The 25,465-nt window shown below is 74.5% G+C and carries 20 protein-coding genes and 1 riboswitch; of the genes, 6 read left to right on the top strand and 14 right to left on the bottom strand.

The window, feature by feature from the left end; genetic code table 11:
* Window positions 1-15: 15 nt before the first annotated feature.
* The 9 genes from LX15_RS02710 to dut form a co-directional block, all read right to left on the bottom strand.
* Window positions 16-1,782, bottom strand: a complete 1,767-nt coding sequence (locus LX15_RS02710; RefSeq protein ID WP_253667836.1) for a cobalamin biosynthesis protein — start codon at window positions 1,780-1,782, stop codon at window positions 16-18.
* The gene (gene cbiE, locus LX15_RS02705; RefSeq protein ID WP_253667835.1) at window positions 1,779-3,011 is read right to left on the bottom strand and encodes a precorrin-6y C5,15-methyltransferase (decarboxylating) subunit CbiE; all 1,233 of its coding nucleotides are present in this window, start codon (window positions 3,009-3,011) and stop codon (window positions 1,779-1,781) included. The genes LX15_RS02710 and cbiE overlap by 4 nt, the downstream gene beginning before the upstream one ends.
* Before the next feature lie 871 nt (window positions 3,012-3,882).
* Window positions 3,883-5,832 carry an SAM-dependent methyltransferase gene (locus LX15_RS02700; protein ID WP_253667834.1) on the bottom strand — a complete coding sequence of 650 codons (1,950 nt, stop codon included), beginning with the start codon at window positions 5,830-5,832 and terminating at the stop codon, window positions 3,883-3,885.
* Window positions 5,833-6,379: 547 nt separating this feature from the next.
* Window positions 6,380-7,741 (bottom strand): cobyrinic acid a,c-diamide synthase CobB, encoded by a 1,362-nt coding sequence (locus tag LX15_RS02695; RefSeq protein WP_253667997.1) that lies wholly within the window; start codon window positions 7,739-7,741, stop codon window positions 6,380-6,382.
* Window positions 7,738-8,352 (bottom strand): cob(I)yrinic acid a,c-diamide adenosyltransferase, encoded by a 615-nt coding sequence (cobO, locus tag LX15_RS02690; protein ID WP_253667833.1) that lies wholly within the window; start codon window positions 8,350-8,352, stop codon window positions 7,738-7,740. The genes LX15_RS02695 and cobO overlap by 4 nt, the downstream gene beginning before the upstream one ends.
* A 40-nt stretch (window positions 8,353-8,392) precedes the next feature.
* Complete coding sequence (locus LX15_RS02685; protein WP_253667832.1) at window positions 8,393-10,441, bottom strand: putative cobaltochelatase; 2,049 nt, start codon at window positions 10,439-10,441, stop codon at window positions 8,393-8,395.
* An 80-nt stretch (window positions 10,442-10,521) separates the two neighbouring features.
* Window positions 10,522-10,647, bottom strand: a riboswitch (cobalamin riboswitch).
* Window positions 10,648-10,760: 113 nt separating this feature from the next.
* Window positions 10,761-11,399 carry a LysE family translocator gene (locus tag LX15_RS02680; protein ID WP_253667831.1) on the bottom strand — a complete coding sequence of 213 codons (639 nt, stop codon included), beginning with the start codon at window positions 11,397-11,399 and terminating at the stop codon, window positions 10,761-10,763.
* A gap of 117 nt (window positions 11,400-11,516) precedes the next feature.
* Window positions 11,517-12,182, bottom strand: a complete 666-nt coding sequence (locus LX15_RS02675) for a DUF3710 domain-containing protein (protein WP_253667830.1) — start codon at window positions 12,180-12,182, stop codon at window positions 11,517-11,519.
* A gap of 5 nt (window positions 12,183-12,187) precedes the next feature.
* Window positions 12,188-12,694, bottom strand: a complete 507-nt coding sequence (gene dut / locus LX15_RS02670) for a dUTP diphosphatase (protein ID WP_253667829.1) — start codon at window positions 12,692-12,694, stop codon at window positions 12,188-12,190.
* A 72-nt stretch (window positions 12,695-12,766) separates the two neighbouring features.
* Here dut and LX15_RS02665 point away from each other — a divergent pair, with 72 nt between their 5' ends.
* Entirely contained in the window at window positions 12,767-13,249 is a 483-nt protein-coding gene (locus LX15_RS02665; RefSeq protein ID WP_253667996.1) for a DUF3093 domain-containing protein, read from the top strand.
* Window positions 13,250-13,599: 350 nt separating this feature from the next.
* On the opposite strand, the gene LX15_RS02660 is transcribed toward LX15_RS02665, so the two are convergent.
* A complete protein-coding gene (locus LX15_RS02660) occupies window positions 13,600-13,899 on the bottom strand; it encodes a DUF4193 domain-containing protein (RefSeq protein WP_253667828.1) in 300 nt (99 codons plus the stop codon).
* 461 nt (window positions 13,900-14,360) lie between these two features.
* Between LX15_RS02660 and cei the strand changes: the two genes are divergently transcribed.
* Window positions 14,361-15,059, top strand: coding sequence for an envelope integrity protein Cei (gene cei / locus LX15_RS02655; protein ID WP_253667827.1), 699 nt, complete (start codon window positions 14,361-14,363; stop codon window positions 15,057-15,059).
* Between the two features lie 238 nt (window positions 15,060-15,297).
* Here the strand turns inward: cei and LX15_RS02650 are convergent, their stop codons facing one another.
* The gene (locus tag LX15_RS02650) at window positions 15,298-16,125 is read right to left on the bottom strand and encodes an inositol monophosphatase family protein (RefSeq protein ID WP_372502154.1); all 828 of its coding nucleotides are present in this window, start codon (window positions 16,123-16,125) and stop codon (window positions 15,298-15,300) included.
* 103 nt (window positions 16,126-16,228) lie between these two features.
* Here LX15_RS02650 and ppgK point away from each other — a divergent pair, with 103 nt between their 5' ends.
* Entirely contained in the window at window positions 16,229-16,990 is a 762-nt protein-coding gene (ppgK, locus tag LX15_RS02645; protein WP_253667825.1) for a polyphosphate--glucose phosphotransferase, read from the top strand.
* A 230-nt stretch (window positions 16,991-17,220) separates the two neighbouring features.
* Complete coding sequence (locus tag LX15_RS02640; protein WP_253667824.1) at window positions 17,221-18,609, top strand: RNA polymerase sigma factor; 1,389 nt, start codon at window positions 17,221-17,223, stop codon at window positions 18,607-18,609.
* A 967-nt stretch (window positions 18,610-19,576) separates the two neighbouring features.
* Here the strand turns inward: LX15_RS02640 and LX15_RS02635 are convergent.
* Complete coding sequence (locus tag LX15_RS02635) at window positions 19,577-20,503, bottom strand: EamA family transporter (RefSeq protein ID WP_253667995.1); 927 nt, start codon at window positions 20,501-20,503, stop codon at window positions 19,577-19,579.
* Between the two features lie 213 nt (window positions 20,504-20,716).
* Here LX15_RS02635 and LX15_RS02630 point away from each other — a divergent pair, with 213 nt between their 5' ends.
* A complete protein-coding gene (locus LX15_RS02630; protein ID WP_253667823.1) occupies window positions 20,717-20,899 on the top strand; it encodes a DUF7455 domain-containing protein in 183 nt (60 codons plus the stop codon).
* Window positions 20,900-21,030: 131 nt separating this feature from the next.
* Here the strand turns inward: LX15_RS02630 and LX15_RS02625 are convergent, their stop codons facing one another.
* Complete coding sequence (locus LX15_RS02625) at window positions 21,031-22,206, bottom strand: ROK family transcriptional regulator (protein WP_253667822.1); 1,176 nt, start codon at window positions 22,204-22,206, stop codon at window positions 21,031-21,033.
* 105 nt (window positions 22,207-22,311) lie between these two features.
* Window positions 22,312-24,051, bottom strand: a complete 1,740-nt coding sequence (locus LX15_RS02620; RefSeq protein ID WP_372502151.1) for a DEAD/DEAH box helicase — start codon at window positions 24,049-24,051, stop codon at window positions 22,312-22,314.
* Window positions 24,052-24,287: 236 nt separating this feature from the next.
* Here LX15_RS02620 and LX15_RS02615 point away from each other — a divergent pair, with 236 nt between their 5' ends.
* A complete protein-coding gene (locus tag LX15_RS02615; RefSeq protein ID WP_253667820.1) occupies window positions 24,288-25,409 on the top strand; it encodes a YihY/virulence factor BrkB family protein in 1,122 nt (373 codons plus the stop codon).
* The last annotated feature ends 56 nt before the right edge of the window (window positions 25,410-25,465 follow it).

The raw sequence follows: 25,465 nt of genomic DNA, 5'->3' as shown, positions 1-25,465 counted from the left end.
CGAGCCAGATCACGTTCACGCGCGCGGCCGGTGGCGGGTGACCAGGCGTCCGGCGACGAGAGCGGTGCGGGAGGCCCCGACGAACACCGTCGCCCCATCGTCCACATAGGACAGATCAAACTCGGCGACGGTCCCGGTCCAGACCCGTCGATCACCGAGGTCGCCGGCGCGGACGACGCCGACCGGGGTGTCGGGGGAACGCCGCTCCCGCAGGATCTCCAGCGCCCGGCGCGACCGCCCGTCCCCGTCGCCCGCGTGGCGGAGGCAGACCACGAGGTCGGCCTCGGCGGCGGCCCGCAGCCGCCGCTCGGTGTCCTCCCACGGCACGCGGGGGTCGTCGAGGCTGATCACCGCGTGGTCGTGGTCGAGGGGCGCGCCGAGCAGGGCGGCCGCGGCGAGCACGTCGGTGGCTCCCGGCACGCCCACCAGCTCGACGTCGGCCCCGACCTGGTCCAACGCGGGCCCGGACAGCTCGTCGAGGCTGGTGTCCCCCGAGACGACCACGGCGACGGCGGCCCCGTTCGCGGCGAGTTCGGCGGCCTGGCGGGCCCGCGCCTCGTTCCCGCCCGGACCGCCCGTCCTGACCCTGGTGCCCGGGCGCAGGAGGTGCCGCACCCGCTCGACGTCGCCGTCGAGGCCGAGGAGCACGGCGCTGCGACGCAGCTCCGCCTCGACGCGCGGGGCGCGCAGGTCCGCCGCGCCCGGCCCGAGGCCGAGCACGGCCAGCCGACCGCGGGGCCGGACCCTGGCCACCGCCACGGTCACCGCGTCGCCCCGGATCTTGTCCACCACCAGCTCGACCGCGCCGCCCGCCGCCAGCTCGGCGGCGCCGCGCAGCGCGGCGGCCTCGGCCACGCTCGGCGTGCCGGTCCGCGCGCGCACGGCCTCGTCGGGGTTGGGGACGTCCACCTCGGACAGCACGGCCGCCGGGTAGCGCAGGAGGGGAAGCTCGGTGTCGGTGTTCCAGAACCCGTGGTCCTCCACCGCCTCCAGGATGCCCCGCTCCGCGGCCTTCGTGTCGATCGTGGCGAACGCCCTGACCGCGCCGAGGTCGAACCCGTGCTCACTCTCCACCAGCGACAACGCGGAGGTCACCGCGCCGGTCGCCACGCCGGTCGACGACCCGACGCCGACCACCAGGGTGCGCGGCACGAGCCGGAGCAGCGACCCCTCCGCCGGCCGCACGGGGTGGCCGGGCCAGTCGGCGGCCCTGTCCGGCTCGACCGGGATCCGGTCGTCGACCATGATCGTCCACTCTGGACTGTCCACATCGGACGCCACATTGGACGGCAACGCCGGCAACGGGAACCGGAGCGGGTTGACCAGCCGCACCGGGGCCCCGCCGACCACGGCCGCGCCGCACGCGACCAGGTCGCCGTCGACCTCCGCGTCCAGCAGCTCGACCAGCTCGTCCAGGACGGACGTGCCGGTCGCGTCGCCACCGGGGGTGGGCACCGCCGTGCCACCGAGGATCTCGGCCACCCGCTCGGCGAGGGTGTTCGCGCCCCCGGCGTGCGCCCCGGCCAGCGCCACGACGAACCGGCCGTCCTCGTCCACCGACACCACGCCGGGGTCGGTCTGCTCGTCGGACAGCAGGGGCGCGACCAGCCGCACCGTGGCCCCGGCTCCGAGGAGGACCACCGCAGCGCCCAGGCGCGGCCACATCCGGTGCAGCGCCGGGCGGACCGGGCCGTCCACGACCACCGCGTCCGGCCCGAGGTGCGCGGCGAGTTCGGTCGCGACACGACGGCCGGCGGCGGTGGCGGCGAACAGGCCGATCACGGGGTTCCTCTCTGGTCGTTCCGCCCGGCGCCCCAGATCAGGAACACCGGGTTCGTCGCGGTGAGGCCGGTCGTGGCGCCCGTCGGGTCGCCGGACAGCTCCGCCATCCGGGACACGGAGATCTGGCAGCCCGCCACCTGGTACCCGGCGGCCCGCAGGACGTCCCGCGTCGACCCGAGCCGGTCGAAGGCGCTGAGCGCCACGACCACCCGGTCGGCGCCGAGGTCGGCGCAGGCGGCGACCACCTCGGGGCCGCCGCCCCCGACGAACACCGCGTCCGGCCGGGGCAGTCCGGCGAACCCCCTGGGCGCCTCGTCCTCGACCACCCGCACGTCGACCTGGTGCGTGCCCGCGTTGGCCACGACGCGCACGCACTGCACGGGGTCCCGCTCGACGGCGATCACGGCGGCGCCCATCCGCGCGCACTCCACGGCGACCGCGCCGGACCCCGCGCCGACGTCCCACACGAGCTCCCCCGGACGCGGGGCGAGGCGGGCCAGCGCCACGGCCCGCACCTCGGCCGGCGTCACCATCCCGTCGCGATGGGCGAACGCGTCCTCGGGCAACGCCCAGCCCCCGGCGGGTGGCGTTGGCTCGCCGCCGGCGTGCCAGGCCAGTGGCGCGAGCGCGTCCGGGTCGGCCAGGCAGAGCAGGACGCCGGGATCGGACCAGGTGCGCCGCGCGGCCTCCTCGGGGTCCACCGAGACCACCCGCTCCCGCTCGCCGCCGAGGTCCTCCACCACGACGAGGGTGCGACGCCAGCCGACGAGGCCGGCCCCGATCTCGGCCGGCCCCGCTCCCGGCGCGGTCAACACGGCCACGGAGGGCCGCGCCCGGCACACGTTGAGCGCGCGCGTTGCGTCCCGGCCGTGCGCGCTCACCACGACGACGTCGTCGGCGGGGCGGCCGAGACGGGCCAGCAGCCGCCGCACGGTGGAGACCGTCGGCACCACGGCGGGGCGCAGCCCCCTGGCGCGCAGGGCGCGCAGCACCACGTCGAGCCCGGGGTCGCCGGCGACGAGCACGGCCACCGGCTGCCCGGCGCCGGCGGCGCGCTCGACCTCGTCCAGGGCGGGAGGGAGGGGGTCGAGCCCGACCGCCAGCGCCCCGTCGGGGGCGTGGCGCGCCAGGCGCTCCCGGTCGCCCACCACCACCTCGGCCCGTTCCACCACGGCCGAGGCGGCCGGCGGCAGCGCGTCACCGTCAATCCCGACCACGGTCACCGTCACGCCGTCACTCACCTCGCTTCGGTCGAACTCGCGCGAACCCGCTGTCGCGGGAAAGTCCACCATGTCGGGGCCGGCGGGGCGCCATCGGCCGTTCCTCCCCGCTCTCGCGTCCAGGTCAGGAGGTCCTGCGCGCTTCTCGCGGGGAGGTGACCACGGCCCGTTCGCGCGCGGCGCGCCTCGGGCTGGACGACATCATCCATTCCCCCGGAATGCCCACTCCACGGCGCGGACACCACCGTCCTGCATCACGAACGACGCCCTGACTTCCCCGGCGGGCGCCAGCCGCCCGATCTTCCCCTACCTCAGGACACCCCCCACCCATCCCGGGGGGCGAGCCCCGCTCCAGCCTATCGGCTCACGATCCCGCGAGGAACCGCACAGAGATCCACTGTGGACAACTGGAGAGCCTGTGGACAACTCCGCTCCCGAACGGAGGACGACGAACCAGAACGTCAGACCAGCATGGTGAACTGGAGGGTTGGGCATCCGAGCGCGTTGCCGACCAGGCAACCGCGTCACCGTCCGAGAAGCACCGGGCCCCACCGTCGAACGCGTCACCCAGGCCAACCCACCCCGACCAATGCGCCGCACCAGGACCGAGCCGTCCACCCGTCGATGGCTCCGCACCACCGTGAACGCGAGCGCCCGCTGTCGAACCAGGACAACAGCGGTGAACCCAGGACAACCAGCGTTGGATCAAGACAACAGCCGGAATGGCGAATCAGCCAGAACCGTGCCCCATCCCGAAAAGGACAAACCGGGGCCAGTGACACGAATGTGACAAACAGGAAGACGGCAAGCCGCAAGCCGGCGCTGTCCGCCCCGTCCATCCGTCACCGAACCCCGGCCCGGACCACTGACCGCGAACCTGTCAGGCGGTCGAGGACGAACCCCGCCCCCGCACGGTCCGGCTGCCCTTCTTCACCGCGCGAGTCTTCGGGGTCGCGGTCTCGGCCTGCTCCGACGCCGGCTCCTCACCGGACTTGGCACGCCCGCGCCCCGCACGCGTCACCGCGCTCTTCTTCCGCTCTCCCCCGGCCGGCTCGGCGGCGGTCTCGCCGGCCTTGGCACGGCGCGTCCGGGTGGTCGTGACCCTGGCGGTCACCCGACCGGCCGTGCTCGTCGCGGCGGCCACCCGGCCGACCGGCTTCACCGGCCGCTCGTCGGTCGTCGCGTCGACGACGGGTTCCCCAGCGGGAGTCTCGACAGCCGGCTGGACAGCGGTTTCGCCGTCCACCTCCGCCACAGCCTCCACGTCGGCCACAGCCTCCACGTCCGCCACAGACTTCACGGCCGGCACACTCGCCGCCATCGGCCTGGACGCCACCCCGGCACCGTTCTCCGACACACCCGGGGCCGCGGCCTCGCCGCCGGTCTGGATGGTCTCGCCGCCCTCCGGCGCGGATCGGGTCTCCGAAGACTCCACGGCGACCACGGGCTCCGAGATCTCCAGCGCCCCGGACTCCACGGACTCCACGGACTCCCCGGACTCCAGCGAACCGGGGTCCACATGCGGAGTGTCCACAGTAGACAAAGAAGCCGCGTCATCCGCAGAGGCCGCCACCAGCGTCACGGGCTGGACATCCGAAGCTCCGCGAACTTCACGAGCCTCCCGAACTTCACGAGTCTCGTGAGCTTCACGAACACCGACGCGCTCCTCGGACACCACGTCCTGACCCGCGTCGAACAGCGTCTGCGGCTCAGCGGCACGACGAGGCGACCGGGACGACCGGCCCGCCGAGCGCGCGCCACCGCTCCTCGCGCTCTCCTGCCAGTTCCGCACCGCCCACCACGCGGTCTCCGCGTCCGGCCGGACGGCCCGGGAACGCGTCGGCTCGGCCCGGGAACGCGTCGGCTCGGCCCGGCCCGCGTCCTCCGCCCACCGGTCGCCCTTCCCCGGCTGGTCGCCCTTCCCCGGCTGGTCGCCCCTCCCCGGCTGGTTGTCCTTCGCCGTGGCCCTGACCGCCGTCGACGCGTCCCGCCGCTGCCCCACGCGTCGCTGCGGGCGACGCGCCGACGGGTCGGACCTGCGGTAGGTGCGGGGCTGGCCGGCCTGGTACGGCCGCGACCGCGCCCCTCCCGCCGCCAGGGCCCTGCCGACCAGGAACAACGCGTGCCGCCACAGCTTGTGCGCCTTGACGGTCTCCTCCAGCTCGGCGAGCGTGGTGTGCACCAGCACCTCGTCCGGCCAGGTCGCCTTGGACGCGACGATGATCGGCGTGTCCTCGGGGCAGCCGCCGGCGCGCAGCTCCTCGGCGAGCTGCGCGGTGCGGGAGGCGGACAGGAAGACCGCCATGGTCGCCCCGTGCCGGGCGAGGTCCCGGATCCGCTCCCGGTCCGGCAGCGCGGTCCCGCCGCCCTCCGGTCGCGTGAAGACCACCGACCGCGTGCCCTCGGCGCCCGCCTCGGGGGCGAGTTCGCGCCCGACCGCCGCGGCGACGGCCGAGACGGCGGAGACGCCGGGCACGATCTCCACCTCCAGGCCGAGCCGGCGGCAGGTCTCGTGCTGGTCCCGCAGCGAGCCCCACAGCGTGGGGTCGCCGGAGTGCAGCCGGACCACCAGGAGCCGGTCCCGCACCGCGCGCCGGTAGATCTCCACGACGTCGTCCTCGCTGACCCGGGAGGAGTCGACGATCTCGGCGTCGGGGCGGGCGTTCTCCCTGACGCACTCGGCGGCGACGTGGCCGGGAGCCCACACGACGACGTCGGCCTCGGCGACGCGGCGGGCGCCGCGCACGGTGAGGAGGTCGGCGGCACCGGGTCCGGCGCCGATGAAGGAGACCCGCCCGACGCGGGTGGTCGGCTCGTCGGCGTCGCTCACAACTGCTCCCCTCTCCCACGTCGGTGCGGGAGGACGACGGTGGACGGGTGGGGCGTGGGGCCTCGCCCCGCCACCTTCGTCTGTCCCTTGTGGACAAACCAGTGGCGTGGCGGCGACGTGCCGGGGCCGGGCGTTCCGCGGCCCGGTCCGACGCCCCACCGTCGCCTGGCCCGTCGCGGAGCGCCGCGTGGCGCCGGCCGCCCCTGTCGGGCACGACCGTACCGCCCCGTCGATCATCTCTCGCAGCCCCGCCCGGCCCGCCCTCCGCCCCGAGCGGACCGGGAGGCGGAACCGGGAGGGCGCCCGCCAGGACGCCCGCTGCCTGCGCCGCGATCATCCTCGGTCCACCCCCTCGGGGGTCTCAAGTCCCGGTGCCAGACGGGGGCCGAGCCAGGGGCGCACGCACCAGGATCACCCGATGTCGCGAATGTGATGTCCACGCCTTGACACTGCGCCTTGACACTGGGCGACAGCGCGCGAGAACGCCGACCGCCCGTCGCCGGGGCAGGACCAGGGAAGGAGCGCGCGCCCAGCTCAGGACGCCGGCTCAGGACGCCAGGTCGGCGCAGCGGGCCACGAACCGGGCCACCGACGCCGGGTCTCCCGCCGGATGGGTGTGCAGGTACGACGCGTGCACCCCGCCCGAGACGAACCCCTCGGACAGCGCGCGTCCCGTCGGACCGCGCCAGTGCCACGCGGGGGACGCGCCGACACCCGGCTCCAGCACCGTGCGGTGGAACTCGTGGCCGCTGACCCTCGCCCCGACCGGGTGCAGCGCGGACTCGGTCCCGGCGACCGCGTCCCGGTAGCCGAGCGTGAGCCGCTCCGTCATCCGGCCCCGCGCGTCGAGCACGCCGCACATCGGGCGGCCGTCCAGCTCCGCGGCGAGGTAGAGCAGGCCGCCGCACTCGGCGTGCACCGGCCGTCCCGCCGCCGCGAACCGCGCCACCTCGGCCCGCAGCGCCGCGTTGTCGGCCAGCTCGGCGGCGTGTTGCTCGGGAAAGCCTCCCGGCAGCACCAGCCCCGCGGTCCGCTCCGGCAGCCGTTCGTCCCGCAGCGGGTCGACGACCACGACCTCGGCCCCCGCGGCGCGGAGCAGTTCGGTGTGCTCGGCGTAGCCGAAGGTGAAGGCGGCCCCACCCGCCACCGCCACGACGGGGCGGCGTCGCTCCTCGGCCCCCACGGCCAGCGCCGGGTCCCACGCCGTCACCGGCAGCTCGGGCGCGGAGCCGGCCAGCCGGACCACGGCGTCGAGGTCGACGGCGGCGTCGACGAGGTCGGCCATCGCGGCCACGGCGCGGCGGGCGTCGTCGCCGCCCTCGGCCGCGGTGACCAGGCCGAGGTGCCGGGACGGCACGGCCAGGGCGCTGTGCCGGCCGAGCACCCCGAGCACGGGCAGCCCCACCTCGTCGCACGCCTCGCGCAGCACGCGCTCGTGGTGCTCGGAGCCGACCCGGTTGAGCACGACGCCGGCCAGCCGCACCGCGGGGTCGAACCCCCGGAAGCCGTGCAGCAGCGCGGCGAGGCTCCTGCTCTGCCCCCTGGCGTCGACGACCAGCACCACCGGGGCGGCGAGCAAGGTGGCCAGGTGCGCGGTGGAGGCGTGGCCGCGGGTGCCGGAGCGACCGTCGAACAGGCCCATGACGCCCTCGACCACCGCGATGTCGGCGCCCCGACAGCCGTGCGCGAACAGCGGGCCGATCCGGTCCTCCCCGACCAGCACCGGGTCGAGGTTGCGGCCGGGCCGGCCCGCCGCCAGCGCGTGGTAGCCGGGGTCGATGTAGTCCGGGCCGACCTTGAACGGGGCCACCGCCCGGCCGCGACGCCGCAGCGCCGCGACCAGGCCGGTGGCGACGGTGGTCTTGCCCGAGCCCGACGCGGGCGCGGCGACCACCAGTCGGGGGATCACCACTCGATGCCCCTCTGCCCCTTCTGGCCGTTGTCCATCGGGTGCTTGACCTTGGTCATCTCCACGACGAGGTCGGCGGCGTCGACCAGGGCCGCCGGCGCGTCCCGCCCGGTGACGACCACGTGCTGGTGGCCGGGCCGGTCCCGCAGGGTCGAGACCACCTCGTCGACGTCGACCCAGCCCCACTTCAGCGGGTAGGTGAACTCGTCGAGCACGTAGAGGGTGTGCCGCTGCTCGGCGATCCGGCGGGCGATCTCGGCCCAGCCCTCCCTGGCGGCGGCCGCGTGGTCCTCCTCGGTGCCCTGCTTGCGCGCCCAGGACCAGCCCTCGCCCATCTTGTGCCACTCGACGGGGCCGCCCTCGCCGGTGGTCTCGTGCAGCCGGCCCAGGGCGCGGAGCGCGTTCTCCTCCCCGACCTTCCACTTGGCCGACTTCACGAACTGGAACACGCCGATCGACCAGCCCTGGTTCCAGCCCCGCAGGGCGAGCCCGAAGGCCGCCGTGGACTTGCCCTTCATCGGTCCGGTGTGCACCAGCAGCAGCGGCCGGTTGCGGCGCTGCCGGGTCGTCAGCCCGTCCTCCGGCACCACGGCCGGCTTGCCCTGCGGCATGCGAACGTCCTCCTCCTCCGCGCCGGTCCCCGCCGGCGCCTCAGGCGGCCCTGGCCGCGCGGACCACGCCGGCGACCTGCTCGGCCGACAACTCTTCCAACCGGACGCACGGCGCGCCCAGCGCGGCGGCCAGGCGGGCGGGCATGCCGAGGCGCACGTGCCCCTGCTCGCAGTCGACGACGACCGCGGCGACGCCCTCGGCGGCCAGCAGCGCGCCGGCGCGCACCGCGTCCGCCACCGGGTCGCCGCCGGTGACCGACACCGTCGCCCTGCCGTCGGTGACCAGGACCAGCAGCGGGCGGCGGCGCGGGTCGCGCAGCCGCTCGACGGTCAGGACCCTGCGGGCCGTGAGCAGGCCCTCGGCCAGCGGGGTGCGGCCCCCGGTGCGCAGGTGGCGCAGGCGGGCCACGGCCGCGTCGACCGACGGGGTGGGCGGGAGCGCGACCTCGGCGCTCCCGCCGCGGAAGGTGACCATGCCGACCTTGTCGCGGCGCTGGTAGGCGTCGCGCAGCAGCGACAGGACCGCGCCGCTGACCGCGGACATGCGCTGTCGGGCGGCCATGGAGCCGGAGGCGTCCACGGCGAACAGCACGAGGTTGCCCTCGCGGCCCTCGCGCACGGCCAGCCGGAGGTCGGCGGGCCGCAGCACCAGGCCGGAGCCCCGCCGGCCCCGGGAGGACTGGTGGGGCGCGGCGGCGGCCAGCGTCCCCACCAGGTGCAGCCCTGAACCGTCCACAGTGGACGAACGAACCACGCGGCCCGTGCGGGACCTGGCGCGGGACCGGCGGCCGGGCGCGCCCTCGCCGACGCCGGGGACCTCCAGCAGGCGGGCGCGGAACGCGGGCGCGGGCACGGCCGGCGGGCGGTCGGCGGGAGCCCGGCCGTTGCCCGGCGCCGGCTCCTCGGGCCGCTCGGGTCGCTCGGCGTCCGGCCCGCCGTCCGACCCGGCGTCGGGCGCGCCACCGCCGGGGCCGCTCCCGTCAGGGCCGCCGTCCGGCTGGTCGGGACCGCCGCCGGGACCGTCGGGCCCCTCCGGCGGCTCCGGGTCCTCGTCGGGCTCGTCCACCTCGGACCGGGCGTCCCGCAACGCCTGGCTGAGCTGCTCCTCGTCCAGGCCCGGCTCGTCGAACGGGTCCCGCCGCCTGCGGTGCGGCAACGCCAGCCGCGCCGCCACCTCGACGTCCACTTCGGACACCGCGTCCGCGCCGCGCCACGCCGCGTGCGCCATGGCCGTGCGGGCCACCACGAGGTCGGCGCGCATGCCGTCCACCTCGAACGACGAGCACACCGAGGCGATGCGCCGCAGCTCCGCGTCCGGCAGCGCCACCGTGTCCAGCGCCCGGCGCGCCGCCGCGATCCGCGCGGCCAGCTCCGCGTCGGCCTCCGCCCAGCCCCTGGCGAAACCCTCGGGGTCGGCCTCGTAGGCCAGCCGGCGGCGGATCACCTCGGTCCTGGTCTCCACGTCCCTGGCCGCCGCCACGTGCACGGTGAGCCCGAACCGGTCGAGGAGCTGCGGCCGCAGCTCGCCCTCCTCCGGGTTCATCGTGCCCACCAGCAGGAACGACGCGGCGTGCGAGACGGACACGCCCTCCCGCTCCACGTGCGCCCTGCCCATCGCGGCCGCGTCCAGCAGCAGGTCGACCAGGTGGTCGTGCAGCAGGTTGACCTCGTCGACGTAGAGCACGCCGCGGTGCGCGGCGGCGAGCAGTCCTGGCTGGTAGGCCCGCACGCCCTCGGTCAGCGCGCGCTCCAGGTCCAGCGAGCCGACCAGGCGGTCCTCGGTCGCGCCGACCGGCAGCTCGACCAGCCGCGCGGGCCGGCGCTCGACCGCCTCGCCGGACAGGTCGCCGTGCGGCCCGTCGGGGCAGCCGCGGTCGGGCTGGGCCGGGTCGCAGCCGAACCGGCAGCGCCGGACCACGTCCACGGGCGGCAGCAGCGCCGCGAGCCCCCGCACGATCGTCGACTTGGCGGTGCCCTTCTCACCCCTGACCAGCACACCGCCGATCCCGGGGTGCACGGCGGTCAGCAGCAACGCCAGCCGGAGGTCGTCATGTCCGACGACGGCGGAGAACGGGTAGCGGGCCGTCACGAACGCTCACGGCACGAAGTCATGCCATCTGTCCTTCCTCGGGTGTCCTCGCCCGGTGGAGGTCCTGGCACGAGGGACGGAGTGTCCTGGCTCCCGGATCACCGCTCCCCTCCGGCCTTCCCGGGGCCGTTGCCCCGGTGGCGCACGCGGGAGGATCGCTCCCCGGTCACAGTGGCGGGACCGCGCCGGACTCGCACCGGCTTCCTCGCACACCCCTCGTTCGGTCGGTTCGGAATCGTCGCAGACGCCGTCGGGGGCGACCAACCATGTCTGTCGTCGCGCGTGTCACGCCGCGCGGCGGTCGGTCCACACGCGACGGTCAGGCGTTCTCGGCGAGCACCAGGGCCCCGCCGAGACCGATCATGGTCAACCCGCTCGCCACCCGCTGCCGCACCCGCCACCGCGGGTCGCGGGCCAGCCGCTGGCCGAGCGGCCCGGCGAAGGTCACCGCCACGAGGTCGGCGAGCATGGCGGCGCCGACCACGACCACGCCGAGCACCGCGAAGGTCAGCGGCGCCGACCCCCGGTCCTCGTGGACGAAGTGCGGGATGAAGGCGAGGAAGAACAGGGCGGTCTTCGGGTTGAGCACCTCGGTGACCACGCCCTGGAGGAAGGTGGCGCGCCCCCGGCGCTGGCTCGCGGCCTCGCCGAGCTCCACGCGCGCGCCCTCGTCCCTGGCGACCAACGCCCGCACGCCCAGGTAGACGAGGTAGGCGGCGCCGGCCAGCTTCACGACGGTGAACGCGGTCGCGGAGGTGGCCAGCACGGCCGAGAGGCCGGCGGCGGCCGCGACGACGTGGACGGTCGCGCCCGCGGCGGTCCCCAGGACCGAGCGCACGCCCTCGCGCCAGCCGCCGGACAGGGCCCTGGCGATCACGTAGAGCATTCCCGGGCCGGGCACGACGGCGAAGACGAGCGTGGCGCTGAGGAAGACCAACCATTCGGCGGAGTCGGGCATGGCGGCACGGTAGCCGGCCGGGGTGATCTCGTCACCCCGGTCGCGCCGCACGCCGCGGCCACGCGCTCCGGCCCGCGCGGCGCCGGGAACCCCGGCGCCGCGCGGAGGCGTGCTGGATCAGCCCTGCTGTTGCGCCTGCTGGGCCTGGTGCGCCTGCTGGATGTGCCGCGCGATGGGCTCGGGCAGCTCGATCGGCAACGGCGTGCGCACCGGCAGCGGCTCGGGGCCGCGCACCACGACCGTGCCCCGCACGACGTCGTGCAACAGCTCGGCGAGCTCCTCGGCGTTGTCGACGGGCCCGGCGGCCACGCCCCGCAGCAGCCAGCGCGGGCCGTCCACGCCGACGAACCGCAGCGCCACCTCGGGGGAGGACGCCACGAGCTCGTCGTCCCACTCGCCCCGCACCCTGCTCACCCGCGCGCCGTCGGACCGGAGCTGCTCGACCAGCTCCCGGCTGATCTCCCGCCACAGCCCGCTGCTGCGCGGCGCGGCGTAGGCGTTCACGGTGAGCCGGCCGATCTCGGTGACCACGTGCACGGCGCGCACCGGCCCCGCCGGGTCGACCTCCACCTGGAGCTGCGCGCCGTCGGGCACCGGGATGCGCACCGAGCCGAGGTCGAGCCGCGACAGCTCGTCCTCGGGGGCCTCGGTCGCGTCGAACGGCCCGTCGGCCTCCGCGTCGGCCGGGTCGATCGGCTCGTGCCGGTCCCCGCTGGTCCCGGCCGCCTCGGCGGAGCCGTCCCCGCCGTCACCGCCACGCCGTCGGCGCCGCCATCCGAACATGCCCTCTAGCCCTCCGTCGCTCCGCCGGCGGCCTCCGCCGCCGGCCCCAGCACCGCGTGCCCGCCGGTGGAGCCGTATCCGCCGGCTCCCCTGGCCGAGTCTGGCAGCTCCGCGACCTCCAGGAAGCGCGCCTGTTCGACCCGTTGCACGACGAGCTGCGCGATCCGGTCGCCGCGGTGCAGGACGACCGGCTCGCGGAGGTCGTGGTTGACCAGGCAGATCCTGATCTCCCCCCGGTAGCCGGCGTCGATGGTGCCCGGCGTGTTGACCACGCTGAGCCCGACGCGCGCGGCGAGCCCCGATCGGGGGTGGACGAAGGCGGCGTACCCCGTCGGCAGGGCGATGGCGATCCCGGTGCCGACCACGGCGCGCTCGCCGGGCGGCAGCACGAGGTCGCTGGTGGTCACCAGGTCGGCGCCCGCGTCCCCGGGACGGGCGTAGGCCGGCACCGGGACCTCGGGGTCGAGCCGGGTCAGCAGGACCTCGACCCGGGACGGGGAAGCGTCGGACACGAGGCGCGAGACTACCCTGGCGCCGTGACCCAGGACGTAGGTGCGGCGGCGGCGCGCGGAGGTGCCGGCGAGGTGAGCGAGCGACCGGGGCGGCGGCCCGACGGGAAGGTCCGGTTCGAGCAGCGGCTCACGGTCCCCCTGACGTGGTACCCGCTGCCCCTGCTGGGCGCGGCGATCATGGCGGCGACCGTGCACCGCGGCTACCCCGGCGTCCGCTCGTGGCTGCCCTACGTGGTCACGATCGGCCTGGTGCTGGCCTGGCTGTGGTGGATGGGGCGGGTCCGGGTGCGGGTGGTCGACGACGAGCTGTGGGTGGGCGAGGCCCACCTGCCGCTGAGGTTCGTCGGCGACGTCGAGATCGTGCCGGCCGACCAGAAGCGCAGGGCGCTGGGCCCTGAGCTGGACCCGGCCGCGTTCCTGACGCACCGGGGCTGGGTGGGGCCGCTGCTGCGGGTGCACCTGACCGACCCCGACGACCCCACGCCCTACTGGATCTTCAGCGTGCGTGATCCCGAGCGGTTGGCCGCGATCCTGCGCGAGGAGCGCCCGGCCTGACGCCCGTCATGCGGTGTGGCGGGACACGCGGGAGAGCGTCGCGCGGCGGCGGCGAGCGGCCGGCCGTCGTGGCGGCGCGACGTCAGACCAGAACGCGCGGGCGCGCCGGCGGCGGACGCCGGGAGACGAACGGAAACGGCGCGGGGCGCCTGCCGTGGTGGCAGGCGCCCCGCGCCGTGTGGTCGTCCTTCCCGGGAGCCGGCGACGGCCGGAACCGGTCGGGCCGTCCGGGAACGTGGCGACGACGAGACCGCCGAGGCGGTGACATCACGTGACGTCCCCGCTGTGCGCCGTTCCCCGCGGCGGACGAACCGCCGCGCGGCGGGCGGACCCGGACGGGACGAGGAGGATCAGGCGCAGTCGCGGCAGATCATCTGCCCGTTGCGCTCCTCGGCGAGCCGGCTCCGGTGGTGCACCAGGAAGCAGCGCGAGCAGGTGAACTCGTCGTCCTGCTTCGGGAGCACCTTGACGGTGAGCTCCTCACCCGACAGGTCCGCGCCCGGCAGTTCGAAGTTCTCGTCCGGCGCGTCGGTGTCGACGTCGACCACACCGGACTGCGTCTCGTTGCGCCGCGCCTTGAGCTCCTCCAACGAGTCCTCAGCCAGCTCCTCCTCCTGGCTGCGGCGCGGAGCGTCGTAGTCGGTGGCCATCGTGATTCACCCCTGCGGTCAATGACTGTGGTTCGTGCCGCTGGACAACGTCCCAGCGCGCGAGTTTGTGCCCGCCGTCGTAGTGACGGAGGTCTCGGTTCTCCCCCTGGCCCCAACGCCTTGCGGAATCGATTCGCAACCCGTCACCGGAGTCCCAGAGCGCCGAGAGGGTAGCCCACCGCGCAACCCCCCACTCACCCGGTCACTCGTTTGTGGTGGGTTGCGCACAGCGACAGGGGCGCCACGCAACCGCCACCACCGGGTCCGCGTCTTGTCATGGCGTTGTCGACATGGTGCGATGCAGCAGTCGTGACACAGCGCTACTGATCAACTCCCGAGCGCTACGACCGGGTGGCACGCGGGGGCGGACACGCCCGCGCGCGGTCGCACCGCACGGATTAGGCTGATCAGCACGGGGTCCACTGGGCACGAGGGGCGCAGGCCAGGGAGGACGGGAGGACGTGTCTGCCGCGAGCGCGCTGGGCAACAAGATCCCACGTTACCGGCGGCGCCGGCCGCTACCGGCCGTGATCATGCTCGTGGTGCTCGGGGTGCTGTCGGTCTTCGTCTGGACGAAGGTGTTCCGGAGCACGTCCGACATCGACGCGGCGACGAACTGCAACCCGCCGACGCCGCCCTCCACCGCGCCCGAGGGCCAGGCTCCCCCGAAGGCCGGCCAGGTGCTGGGCCGCGACTCGCTGGACCGCACCGACCCCGCCGTGCCCAGCAGGGTGCAGGTGCGGGTGCTCAACGCCAACGGCCAGCGCAACCAGGCGAGCCTGGTCGCCGAGGAGCTGTACGCGGCCGGCGTCAACAAGGCGGCCGAGCCGGGCAACGACCCGGTCTACCCGAACTTCGACATGCACTGCCACGGGCAGATCCGCTTCGGCCCCAACGGGGCGGGGGCCGCGCGCACGTTGAGCCTGCTCGTGCCGTGCGCCCAGCTCGTGCGGGACGAGCGGCAGGACGCGACGGTCGACCTGGCGCTGGGCAGCAAGTTCGGGGACATCAAGCCCAACCACGCCGCCAAGCGGGTCCTGGCCGACCTGCGGTCGTGGGGCGAGCGGCAGCCGACGCCGGAGGGCGGCCAGGCCGCCGAGGCGGGGCGCCCGCCGATCGAGGCCAACCTGCTGGCCGAGGCCCGCGACGTCCACTGCTGACAGCCCGGGTCCACCGCTGACAGCCCGACCCGACGTCCGGAAAGGCCCGCCGCGCGTCGCCATCTGTGGTCGATCTCTCTTCTGGCGGCTGACGGCTGGCGGCTTCCTGACGGCTTCTGGCGGCCCGATGCACGACGGGCCGCTCCTGGGTCCTGGCGGGCCAGACGACGGGCGTGACCAGTGCGGCGCGCACCACACGCCCGTCGTCATGAGAGGTCCCGACCAGCCCGAGAACGGGTCACACCGCGGTGACACCGGCCTCACGCAGCACGGCGAGCAGGTCCTCGGCGATCCCCGGAGCGGCCGCGAGAGTGATGTCCCCCAGGTCGTCGCCGCTCGTGCCCGGCAGCCGCAGCAGCGCCCCCGCCTCCTCCGCGACGAGCGCGCCGGCCGCCCAGTCCCACGGCTTGAGCCCGTGCTCGAAGTAGGCGTCGACCCAGCCGGCGGCCACCGCGCACAGGTCCAGGGCGGCCGAGCCGCTCCTGCGGATGTCGCGCACCCTGCCCAGCAGGCCGTCGATCACCCGCGCCTGGCGGGAGCGGCGCTCGGCCGCGTAGGCGAAGCCGGTCGCGACCAGGGACAGGTCGAGCCGGGAGGCCGGGGAGACCCTCAGGGGCGTGTCGTCACACCAGGCCCCGTGCCCCCTGGCCGCGCTCCAGACCCGGCCGCTCACCGGCTCGACCACGGCGCCCGCGACCGAGCGCCCCTCGCGCCGGGCCGCCACCGAGACCGCGTACCAGGGGTAGCCGTAGAGGTAGTTCACGGTGCCGTCGATCGGGTCGACGACCCAGCACAGGCCGTCCTCCGCGCCGGCCCCGCCGCCCTCCTCCTCGCCGAGGACGGGCTCGCCGGGACGCAGCTCGGCCAGGCGCTGGCGGATCAACCGTTCCGCCGCCCGGTCACCGGCGGTGACCACGTCGGTCTCGCTGCTCTTGGTGTCGACCTCGGTGACCGCCGACTCCCGCACCCGGCGCACCAGCTCGGCCGCCTCACCGGCGACCCGGACCGCCACCGCGCGCAGGTCCTCCCCGTCCTTCACGTGCTCTGCGGTTGCCACGCCCCCCATCCGACCACATCGTCCGTCCCGTGGCGCGAGGATGGTTGGGGTGGGCGGTCATGCCCTAAGGTCTGCCCAACTGTCGTCTGAATCGAGTAGGAAGGTCCACGGGATGGGCACTACCCGCGGGTTCGGGGTCGACATCGGCGGGTCCGGGATCAAGGGCTGCGTCGTCGACGTCGAGGCTGGCGCACTGGAGGGGGAGCGGCTGCGCATCCCCACCCCCCAACCGTCGACGCCCGAGGCCGTCGCCGACGTGGTGGCCGAGATCGTGGAGAAGTTCGGCTGGGACGGCCCGCTGGGCGTGACCCTGCCCTGCGTGGTCAAGCGGGGCGTGGCCCACACGGCCGCGAACGTGGACAAGGCGTGGATCGGCACCGACGCCGCCGCGTTGTTCGCCCAGCGGCTGGGCCGCCGGCCGGAGGAGGTGGCGGTGTTCAACGACGCCGACGCCGCCGGCATGGCCGAGATGCGGTTCGGCGCGGGCGCGGGGCGCGAGGGCACCGTCGTGCTGCTGACCTTCGGCACCGGCATCGGGACCTCGGTGTTCCTGGACGGCAGGCTGGTGCCCAACACCGAGTTCGGCCACCTGGAGGTCGACGGCCACGACGCCGAGACCAGGGCCGCCGCCTCGGTCAAGGACGAACTCGACCTGTCGTGGGAGGAGTGGACCGCCAGGGTGAGCCGGTACGTCAGGGCGCTGGAGGACCTGATCTGGCCGGACCTGATCATCGCCGGCGGCGGGGTGAGCAAGAAGGCCCACAAGTGGTTGCCGCTGCTCGACGTGCGCACCGAGGTCGTGCCCGCGACGCTGAAGAACGACGCCGGGATCGTGGGCGCCGCGACCGCCTCCTCGGCAGGGGTGTTGCTCTGATCAGCGGACCCGGTGGCCGGCGGAACCGGCTCTGACGAGGGAGGACGCCGCCGGGCCGGCGAACAGGCCGGCTCGCGGCGCACCCCCGGCCAGCCGACGTCGTTACAATGGAACGGTCCGTGACGACGGATCACGGATCTCCCCCCGACCGCTGGCGGCCGAGGTTTCGCGCCCTCCGGCCCGCCCAGGAAGCAGTCGATCCACCAGTCGACCGTCGCGAAAGGGCGTACGTGGCAGCCGCAGAAACCGCAACCCGACGCTCCAGCGCCGCCACCACGGGCGGCGCCACGTCGGCCAGGGCCGCTTCGAGCAGGAAGACGGCCGCCCCGGCCGACGTCGAGGAGACCCCGAAGACCACCTCGACCAGGAAGACTGCCGCCCCGTCGGCGAGGTCGACCGGCGCCAAGGGCACTGCGAAGAAGGCGGCTGCCGGGCGGACCGCGACCAAGACCACCAGGGCGACCGCCGCCAAGAAGGGCGGCAAGGCCACCGCCGCCAAGGGCGGCAAGAAGGGCAAGGGCGACCCCGAGCTCGACGAGTCGGTCGAGCTGGAGGAGGTCGACCTCAGCGACCTGGAGGCCGACCTCGCCGACGAGCCGGCCGCCGCGGAGGAGGAGGAGAAGGCCGAGGGCGACTTCGTCTGGGACGAGGAGGAGTCCGAGGCGCTGCGCCAGGCCCGCAAGGACGCCGAGCTCACCGCCTCCGCCGACTCGGTCCGCGCCTACCTCAAGCAGATCGGCAAGGTCGCGCTGCTCAACGCCGAGGAGGAGGTCGAGCTCGCCAAGCGGATCGAGGCCGGCCTGTACGCGGCGGAGCGGCTGCGCCGGGCCGAGGAGGAGAGCGAGAAGCTCTCCCCGCAGCTTCGCCGCGACCTGCGGTGGATCGTGCGGGACGGCGAGCGGGCCAAGAACCACCTGCTGGAGGCCAACCTCCGGCTCGTGGTCAGCCTCGCCAAGCGCTACACCGGCCGCGGCATGGCGTTCCTGGACCTGATCCAGGAGGGCAACCTCGGCCTGATCCGCGCGGTCGAGAAGTTCGACTACACCAAGGGCTACAAGTTCTCCACCTACGCCACCTGGTGGATCCGCCAGGCCATCACCAGGGCCATGGCCGACCAGGCGCGCACCATCCGGATCCCGGTGCACATGGTCGAGGTGATCAACAAGCTCGGCAGGATCCAGCGCGAGCTGCTCCAGGACCTGGGCCGCGAGCCCACCCCGGAGGAGCTGGCCAAGGAGATGGACATCACCCCGGAGAAGGTGCTGGAGATCCAGCAGTACGCCAGGGAGCCCATCTCGCTGGACCAGACGATCGGCGACGAGGGCGACAGCCAGCTCGGCGACTTCATCGAGGACTCCGAGGCGGTCGTGGCCGTCGACGCGGTGTCGTTCACGCTGCTCCAGGACCAGTTGCAGTCGGTGCTGGCGACGCTGTCGGAGCGGGAGGCCGGCGTGGTCCGGCTGCGGTTCGGCCTCACCGACGGCCAGCCGAGGACGCTGGACGAGATCGGCCAGGTCTACGGCGTGACCCGGGAGCGGATCCGGCAGATCGAGTCCAAGACGATGTCGAAGCTGCGCCACCCGTCGCGGTCGCAGGTGCTCCGGGACTACCTGGACTGACCGCGCCGCCGGCGGGCGACAGCCCGACGGGAGTCCGGGCGGCACAGTGGTTTCGCCCGACGGCCCCGTCGGCCCGATCCTCGGGCCGACGGGGCCGTCGTCGTTTCCCGCACCGTGGTCTTCCGCGTCGCCGTTCCCCGTGGTTCGTGCAGCCCGGCGCGAGTGACGCTGGGTGACTCGGTGGGCGGCTCTGGAAGGGGAGGCGGTGTTGTCGATCCCCCGACGGAGTTGTTCTCTCGCCGACGCCCGTCACGTGCGGTAGCTCACGGCCGATCTTCGGCAGTTCACTCCCCCGTGGTCTTGTTCGCGCGGCGCGGAACAAGGACAGGGGCGCGGAAATGGCGGGCGTCGCCAAGAGCATTCACTTTTCTCGGTGCGCTACCGCTTTCGTCGGATCTCTGTTGGGGCATGAGCGGGGTCGGGATCACTCCTGAAGGATCAGCGCTTCCGGCGCGATCATTCAGTTGTCCACATCCCTCCGTGTTCTCCACAGCGCGGTGTTCTCCACTGTGACGGCGAGTGGCCGGCCGGTAGGCTGGAGCGGGGCTCGCCCCCCAGGGCGGGTGGGGGCTGTCCTCGGGTGATGGTGATCCCGGTCCGGCGAGGGGTGGGGCTCGTGTCCACCCGGTGTCGGAGGCGGCGCCTTCCGCCCGCCCGGTGTCGGGGCCGGTGTCTTTCCGCGGCAGGGCGGGATGTTCTGGGGCTGATGTTCGGGGTGGTGTCAAGCCTGTCCTCCTGTCGGGCGATGGGTTTGTCCACAGGCGACGGAGTTGTCCACAGCGGACTGGCGTGACCCTCGGGTGCGGGGTGTTCGCCGGTAGGCTGGAGCAGGGCTCGCCCCCCAGGGCGGGTGGGGGCTGACCTGGGGGGAACGTTCGAAGGGGCACCCGGGGTCTCGGGGCCGTGGCGGCCCGCCAGGAACCAGCCCGATGGCGCTGGCGGGCGCGCGTCCGGGGTCGAGAGCGGGTCAGCGAGACGCCGAACGGGAAGACGGGTCCGGGTCCGGGTCGGTGCCCGGTTCCGCCGGAGCGCGCTCGTCCTGCCGCGTGCCCTCCCGGCTCCGCAGCGCCACTCCCCCGACCACCGCGCCGATGCCGAGCGCCTCGCTCAGCGACGGGACCTGCCAGAGCGTGACGAGCCCCATGAGCGTGGCCGTCGCCGGCAGCAGGGCCAACAACAACGCGAACCGCGCCTGCCCCACCCGTCGGAGAACGATCTGGTCGATCGCGTAGGGCACGACGCTGGAGAGCACACCGACGCCGACCGCGAGCCCGAGCAGCGACGGCGACCCCCACACCGACCCCGTCCCCCAGGCGAGCGGGCTGAGCAGGACGGTGGCCACGGCGAAGCCCACCGCGAGGTCGTCCAGCCCATTCCCTCCGGTGGCCACCCGCTTGCCCACCAGGATGTACCCGGCCCACAGCGCGGCGGCGGAGATCGCCAGCACCACGCCGGTCGCGCTGCCCGACCACCGCACGTCGACGATGAGGCCGACGCCGAGCACGACCAGCGCCAACGCGGCCAGGTCGCGGCGGGTGCGGGTGCCGAAGGCGGCGACCGCCACCGGCCCGGCGAACTCCACCGCGACCGCCGTGCCGAGCGGCAGCCGGGCGATGGCCTCGTAGAAGACGACGTTCATCAGCGCGGTGGTGAGTCCGAACACGCCGGCCAGCACCAGTCGACGGCCCCGCCAGGCGTCGCGGCCGGGCCGCCGCCAGGCCAGCAGCACCACGGCGGCGCCGAGCAGGCGCAGCCAGGCAACCCCCGACGGAGTGAGCTGGTCGAAAAGGCGGACGGCGACGCCCGCGCCGAAGTACATCGAACAACCACCGACCAGGAACAACACCGGGGCCGGGAGTTGTTTCGCGGAGAGCGAACGAGTGGTTCGGAGCATCATCTGATCCTCCCTGACCAGCGACGACTGCTGCATCCGAGTTGTTTCGACGTGACTTGGCTCGCCACGTGGGACGGGAACACTGACGGCCGCCCCGGCGTCTGCAAGAGTGGAGCTAGCGATTACCGGGAACCCCACCTGTGGGACACCCAACGGGGTCGCAGCCGGATGAGGGCGTCGGCGGTGCCGGCGCCGGGACGGAGGGAGATCGAGATGCCTGGAACGCTCACCCGCCCCGAGCTGACCGCTGCTGACCGCTGCGACCGCTGCGGGGCCGCCGCACGGGTGCGCGCCGTTCTCCCCTCCGGGGGCGAGCTGTTGTTCTGTGGGCACCACGCCCGGGAGCACGAGCCGAAGCTGCGCGAGCTCGCTGCGGAGATCACGCACGGCGCGTGACACCGGTGGCGCGTCCGCGCCACGAGGCCGAGTGACGGGCGGGGACCGACCAGGTCCCCGCCCGTCGGCGTTTCCGCTGGTGGAGTGGGCGAGGCTGACGACGCGGGAGGCGTCGGTCGGGGGTGTCCACGTCACACCGTGGCGAGCACCGGCTCGAACGCCAGTTCGGCCGCCCCCAACAGGGGTCCCTCGCCGCCGAGGGCGGCGGTGGCCACCCGGAGGTGGCCGGAGGCCCTGGCGACCATGCTGCGCCGGCGGACCACCTCCTCGACCTCGGCCACGACCGAGGGCGGCAGCGCCGCGAGCAGGCCGCCCAGCACCACCAGTTCCGGGGCCAGGAGGTTGACCGCGTTGGCCAGGCCGAGCGCCAACCAGTCGGCCACGCCGCGGAGCCGGTGCCGGGCCAGCTCGGCGTCGTCGGCCAGCGACCGCAGCTCGGCCACGATCGCCGCACGGTCGGCATCTCCCGGAAGGCTGAGGGCTCGGCGTACCGCGTCCTCCCCCACCTCGGTCTCCCAGCATCCCCGGCACCCGCAGTAACACTGTCGTCCGTCCGGGCGGACGACCATGTGCCCGAGCTCGCCGACGTACCCGCCGGTGCCGCGCAGCAGAACCCCGCCGGAGATCACGCCGCCACCCACGCCGACGTCGGCCGACAGGTACAGCGCGTCCGCGGTGTTCCTGGCCGCGCCCCTGGTGTGCTCGGCCAGACCGCCGAGGTCGGCGTCGTTGCCGACCTGCACCGGCAGCCGCAGGACGCGGGAGAGCTGCTCGCCGAGGGGCACGTCGGTCCAGTGCAGGTTCGGCGCCTCGTGCACCTGCCCGTCCGCGCGCCGCACGGTGCCGGGCACGGACACGCCGACCGCGACGGCGTCCACCCCCAGCTCGTCGGCGAGCCGCCGCCGGGCCTCGGTCACCCGGTCCACCACGTCCACGGGGTGCACCCGGCCGCGTTCCAGGACCCAGCTCCGGCGGCCGAGCACGTCCCCGCCGATGCCGACCGTCGCGACGGTGAGCTGCTCGACGCCGACGTCGACCGCCAGCACCACCACGGCCGTGGCCCTCGGCACCACCAACAGCGAGGGGCGGCCCGCGCCGGCCCGCCGGGTGGGGACCTGCTCGGCCACCAGGCCGGCGTCGGTGAGGCCGTCGACCAGGGTCTTGATCGTGCTGCGGTTGAGGCCCAGCTCGGTGGCCAGCGCGGCCCGCGTGCAGGGGCCGTCGACGTGCAGCCGCCGGAGCAGGGCCGCGCGGTTGTGCCGCCGCACGTCGTCCGGCCGGGCGCCCGCGGTGGGTGGACTCGCCATCGCCTCCCCTCCTCCCGAGCCGGCCCGCCGCGCCGGTGCGCCGGTGCGCCGGGTGGTCACCACCGGGCGTCGCGCCATGGTGGCGCGTAGGCTACCGCCCCCGGTTCACCATGAGCGGAGCGTGGCGATGCGCTCCTCCAACTGCTCGACGGTCGCCATCGGCGTGGGCGGTCCCCCGCAGTAACTGCGCAGCTCGGAGTGGATGCGCCCGTGCGGCTTGCCCGTCCGGTGGTGGTGCAGCGCCACCAGGGTGTTCAGCTCCCGCCGCAGGTTCGCCAGGCGTTCCTGGACCGTCTGCGGCCTGGCGGCCGGCTCCGGCGGCGGGGGCGGCGGCTCCGCCGCCTTGCGCCGGGTGGCCTCGGCGAGCTGCTTCTCCTGTCGCTGCCGGAGCAGGGCCCTCATCTGGTCGGGTGAGAGCAGGCCGGGCAGGCCGAGGTAGTCCTGTTCCTCCTCGGTCCCGGCCAGCGCGGCGGTGCCGAACGACGAGCCGTCGTAGATCACCTGGTCCAGCTCGGCGGACGCGCCGAGCGCGGTGAACGAGCGCTCGTCCTCGCCCGGCTCGTCCTTGCGCCGGTTGGCGTCGGCGACCAGCTCGTCGTCCCAGCCCTCCTTGGGCCGGTGCGGCTTGCCCAGCACGTGGTCGCGCTGCGCCTCCAACTGGCTGGCCAGCTCCAGCAGCACCGGGACGCTGGGCAGGAACACGCTGGCCGTCTCGCCGGGGCGCCGGGCGCGCACGAAACGGCCGATCGCCTGGGCGAAGAACAGCGGCGTCGAGGCGCTGGTGGCGTAGACGCCGACCGCGAGCCGCGGGACGTCGACGCCCTCGGAGACCATGCGGACCGCGACGAGCCAGCGGTCGTCCGACGCCGAGAACTCGTCGATCCTGGCCGACGCCCTGGGGTCGTCGGACAGGACCACGACCGGCTCGTGTCCGGTGGTGCGTTGCAGGATCTGCGCGTACGCCTTCGCGGTGACGTGGTCGGAGGCGATGACCAGTCCGCCGGCGTCGGGCATCCCGTTGTTGCGGAGCTGCGTCAGCCGGGTGTCGGCGGCGGCGAGCACTGCGGGCATCCACTCGCCGGTCGGGTCGAGCGCGGTGCGCCACGCGCGGGCCGTCTGCTCCTGCGTGAGCGGCTCGCCCAGGCGCGCCGTGTACTCCTCGCCGGCGCTGGTCCGCCAGTGCGCCTCTCCGGAGTAGGCGAGGAAGACCACGGGTCGGACGACGCCGTCGCGCAACGCGTCGGCGTAGCCGTAGGAGTGGTCGGCCTTGCTGCGCTGGGTGCCGTCCGCGTCCGGTTCGTAGGTGACGAACGGGATGGGGTTGTCGTCGCTGCGGAACGGGGTACCGGTCAGCGCCAGGCGGCGCACGGCGGGCATGAACGCCTCGCGGGTGGCCTCGCCCCAGGACTTGGCGTCGCCGGCGTGGTGGATCTCGTCCAGGATCACCAGCGTCTTGCGGTTCTCCGTGCGGACCCTGTGCAGCGAGGGATGGGCCGCGACCTGGGCGTAGGTCACCGCGACGCCGCGGAAGTCCCGCGAGGTGACACCCATGGAGTTGCGGAACTCGGGGTCGATCGGGATGCCCGCGGCGGCGGCCGCGGCCGCCCACTGGTGCTTGAGGTGTTCGGTGGGGGTGACCACGGTCACCTGCTCCACCGTCCGGTCGGCCAACAACTCCGCCGCCACCCGCAGCCCGAACGTGGTCTTGCCGGCGCCGGGCGTCGCGACCGCGAGGAAGTCCCGCGGCCGGGTCGCCAGGTACCGGGTCAGCGCGCGGCGCTGCCACGCGCGCAGGGGCCGCGTCGCGGCGGAGGGGGCCGGGGAGTCGGGCACGGGCTGGGCCACGAGTCTTGCCGCTCCTTCCACTGACGCACCGGCTCCACGACGTGCAAATGCCCCCACTGGTGCGCGCGTCGGGTCAGGTTCCGGCTCCGACGCCGCACGCGAGAAGGGGGCCATCGGGCACTCTACCTGGAGGGGTCGACCCGCCCGGCGAGCGACGCGGCGGGACGGCGCGACACGCCGACCGCACCGGGGGCGTGCTGTCGGGAGCAGGGGGGATGCACCATGCTTGGGCCGCGATGGGTCCTCGGTTGAACGACGACGGGCGCAGCGGCACCGCCTCCCGGCAGAGCCCGGTACCCCGTGGGCCGCTGCGTCTGTTCACGCGCACCCTGTCCCGCGCGTGGGACCACAACATCTTCTCGGAGTCGGCCGAGGCGGCGTTCTGGATCACGTTGTCGCTGCCCCCGCTGCTGCTCGGGCTGCTGGGCAGTCTGGGCTTCGTCGGGGACTGGTTCGGCAGGGAGATCGTCGACACGGTCCACGGGAAGATCATCGGATTCTGCCGCACCGTGTTCACGCTGGACGTGGTGGACCGGATCATCGCGCCGACCGTGGCCGACATCCTGACCAGGGGTCGCAGCGAGATCGTCTCGATCGGCTTCGTGCTGTCGCTGTGGGCGGGGTCGTCGGCGATGGCCTCGTTCGTCGACGCGATCACCGTGGCGCACGGGCAGTACAACGTGCGCAACGTCGTCTGGCAGCGGATCGTCGCGCTGCTGTTGTACCTGGTGGGGTTGATCGCGGCGGTGATCGTGCTGCCGCTGCTCGCGCTGGGTCCCGGCCTGCTGCCCAGGGTCTTCCCCGAACCGTGGCACCCGACCGTGGAGAACCTGGTCGACCGCTTCTACTACCCGACGACCGGCGTGCTGTTGATGATCGCCCTGGCCACCCTCTACAAGGTGGCGCTGCCGAGGAAGCTGCCGTGGCACCGGGGCCTGCCGGGGGCGGTGATGGCCATGGTGGTCTTCCTGCTCGCCAGTTCCGGGCTGCGGTTGTACATGAGCTGGATCACCGGCACCGGCTACACCTACGGCGCGCTGGCCACCCCGATCGCGTTCCTGCTGTTCGCGTTCTTCATCGGCTTCGCCATCGTCCTGGGGGCGCACTTCAACAACACGATCCAGGAGATGTGGCCGGCCAGGATGACCCGCAGGGAGCGCCGGCGCTGGCGTCGGCTGGAGATGGAGCGCGCGGCCGAGCGGCTGCGCCGCGAGCAGGCCGACCAGGCCCGGCGGCAACGCCGGCAGGCGGCGCGCGCCAGGGCCGCCGAACGGACGCACACCGCGCCCTCCCCCGCCGACACCCAGGACACGATCCCCCTGCGTCGCGAAACTCCCCCCTCACCCCCAGCGGAGTGACACCCCACTCGGGGTTTGCCGTCACTCTGTGGTCCAGCGCACGTCAGGTTTGACCC

This window comes from Streptoalloteichus tenebrarius, assembly GCF_024171885.1.
In the GTDB taxonomy this organism is placed as follows: Bacteria; Actinomycetota; Actinomycetes; order Mycobacteriales; family Pseudonocardiaceae; genus Streptoalloteichus; species Streptoalloteichus tenebrarius.
The sequence above is the reverse complement of the archived record's forward strand: the minus strand, read 5'-3'. Positions and strand labels throughout refer to the sequence as shown.